At 59.0% G+C, this 2488-nt stretch carries 2 protein-coding genes; both read left to right on the top strand.

Annotated features, from left to right (window positions below):
- Positions 1–444: 444 nt before the first annotated feature.
- Positions 445–711 carry a sel1 repeat family protein gene (locus EOA86_RS30440; RefSeq protein ID WP_027152750.1) on the top strand — a complete coding sequence of 89 codons (267 nt, stop codon included), beginning with the start codon at positions 445–447 and terminating at the stop codon, positions 709–711.
- A 446-nt stretch (positions 712–1157) separates the two neighbouring features.
- Positions 1158–2279: an ABC transporter substrate-binding protein gene (locus EOA86_RS30435; protein WP_128345012.1), complete on the top strand. Its 1122-nt coding sequence runs from the start codon at positions 1158–1160 to the stop codon at positions 2277–2279.
- Positions 2280–2488 lie beyond the last annotated feature (209 nt).

Raw genomic sequence — 2488 nt, 5'->3', positions numbered from 1 at the left:
CCGGCCGGATGTTCCGCCCGCCGGTCTGCCTTTTACGCAAACGTAAGCTAATTCACGTCCCGGCAAAACAAAAGCGGTGCCGCTGCGGAAGACTTCAGGATTTTCTCGTCGCCCGAAGCGGTCTCATCGATGTGAAACGTCCGCAACTCCGTCTTTGTCTCCCGTGGTTAGCGGAGTCTTGATCTTCGCCTCGCAAATTTTCGTCAAACTTAGTGCAAACCGGCGAAATTGCTGGCTTCGCATCCTTAACGAATTCTCGCGTTTACCTCTTGTTTTAGCTTTGTTTTCCTCAAATTAAGCACGCCACTTAACGACGGATTCAAGCCTCCGGTTCATTCTCGAAAACATCGAAAGAGCGGCCACCCCAAGGTTTATCAACAGATACCAAGGGACAGAACGAGGCAGCTCTCGGGAGCCTGACAGGGGCTAGAACAGGGGATTGAAATGGCACGTTTTGAAATGCCTGAAGCCGGCTTCGGCGCCATGGGGGCAACTGCCCAGGCCGACATTCTTTTCGAACTGGGCATGATGTATGCGACTGGCCGCGATTGCGAGACCGATGTCGTCGCCGCCCACAAATGGTTCAATATTGCTGCGATCAAGGGTTCGGTCCGCGCTGCGGAACTGCGCTCGGAATTGTCGGCCGCCATGTCGAAGGTCGAGATCGCCAGGGCTCTGCGCGAAGCCCGCGAATGGATGACAATGCACTAAGTTGGCCCTGAGTTCATCAGGCACTGAGATACCGACAGGGACGCTTCAGGTCGAGGCCGCGCAAGACGGCCGGGCCGGCAAGAACAAGGCCGCGCAAGACGGTCGTGCCAACAATGACAAGAACGCGGCAGGCCGGATTCGGCCAGGCTGCGCCACGGACAGGGAAGGCGAGCGGTTTTCGGGCGCGTGAGCGTTCGGGATTGTTCGATCGACAAAGCCGCGACCGGCCGGAACAAGGCAGGCGCGGCTTTTGCGTTTTCTGACCATGATCCCAAAAAGTGGAAACCGGTTTTTGGAAAAGATCATGGTCAAACAGAAAGGCTGCAGGCCCAATTGAGTGCCGCCGATGCGCCTAGACAGGCTTGGCGAAGGGTGAGATTCTCCCGGCCACTCTGGAAGAGGCGCGGCCGGAGCGGCCCGCGCGAGAGTGGAGGAGTTGTGTCACCATGAAAAAGTTGGGTATTTTGAGCGCGGCCATAATCGGCCTGATGATGAGCGCGCCGGTTGCGTTCGCCGAAGACATCACCTTTTCGGTGGTCGGACCAATGACCGGACAGCTTGCCACCATCGGCGACCAGTTCAAGCAGGGCGCGCAAGCCGCCGCCGACGCGATCAACGCGGCTGGAGGTGTCGAAGGCCGCCAGATCAAGCTCGACGTACAGGATGACCAGTGCGATCCGAAACAGGCGGTTTCGGTCGCCAACCGCATCGTTGCCAACGGTGTCAAGTTCGTCGATGGGCATGCCTGCTCGGGCTCGAGCATTCCGGCCTCGGCCGTCTACGCCGAAGCCGGGACGCTGATGATGAGCCCGGCTTCGTCGAATCCAGAGCTGACCGACGCGGCCGCGAAAGCCGGCTGGCCGACGATCATGCGCCTTTATACGCGCGATGATGCGCAGGGCGCTTTCATCGGTCCATGGATCGCCAAGAAATATGCGGGCAAGAACGTCGTCATCATGCACGACAAGAGCGCCTATGGGCAGGGCGTCGCCGACGCCGTCAAGGCAACGATGAACCAGAACGGTCTCAAAGAGATCCTTTACGAGGGCATCAACGCCGGTGAAAAAGACTACGCGGCGCTTGTCACCAAGCTCAAGGACCTGATGGCGGATGTAGTCTATTTCGGCGGCTACCACCCCGAAGCCGGCCTCATCCTGCGCCAGTCGGCGGAACAGAACCTGAAGTATCAGCTGATCATGCCGGACTCGATCGCCACGCCGGAATTCTGGCAGGTCGCCGGTCCGGCCGGCGAAGGCACCATGTTTGTCTTCCCGTCGGATCCGCAGGCGAAGCCCGAAGCGAAGGAAGCCATCGAAAAGATCAAGGCGGGCGGCTTCGTGCCCGAGGGCTTCACGCTGTTCTCCTATGCCGTGATCCAGGCCTTTGCCGAGGGTATCAAGCGCGCCGGCAGCGACGACCCGGCCAAGGTTGCCGAAGCGCTGAAGAATGGCGAGCCGATCAGCACCGTCGTCGGCCCTGTCACTTTCGATGAAAAGGGCGACCTCAAGAACGTCAGCTACGACATCAACCAGTGGCACGACGGCAAATATGCGCCGATCCAGCCGTAATGGCTAATGCATGTCGCGCGAAAGTGCGCAGCGGTTTTGCGATAACGATATCCATAAAACAAGAACTAAAGCGCGTCGCATGAGACGCGCTTTAGCGCCTGGTGACAATCGGAGATGGCCGGGGCAGACCCGGCCATTTTCATTTTGGCACGCGTTTGTGGCGCGTGTCTTCGACGTCGCCTCTTGGATGAAGGAACAGCGGTCAGACG

Source organism: Mesorhizobium sp. M5C.F.Ca.IN.020.32.2.1 (genome assembly GCF_004023105.1).
In the GTDB taxonomy this organism is placed as follows: domain Bacteria; phylum Pseudomonadota; class Alphaproteobacteria; order Rhizobiales; family Rhizobiaceae; genus Mesorhizobium; species Mesorhizobium wenxiniae.
Note: the sequence above shows the minus strand (reverse complement) of the source record. Positions and strands in the feature narration are given on the sequence as shown.

Coding starts and splice junctions, on each gene's coding strand:
- EOA86_RS30440 (WP_027152750.1), top strand. CDS start 445: ATGGCACGTTTTGAAATGCCTGAAGCCGGCTTCGGCGCCATGGGGGCA.
- EOA86_RS30435 (WP_128345012.1), top strand. CDS start 1,158: ATGAAAAAGTTGGGTATTTTGAGCGCGGCCATAATCGGCCTGATGATG.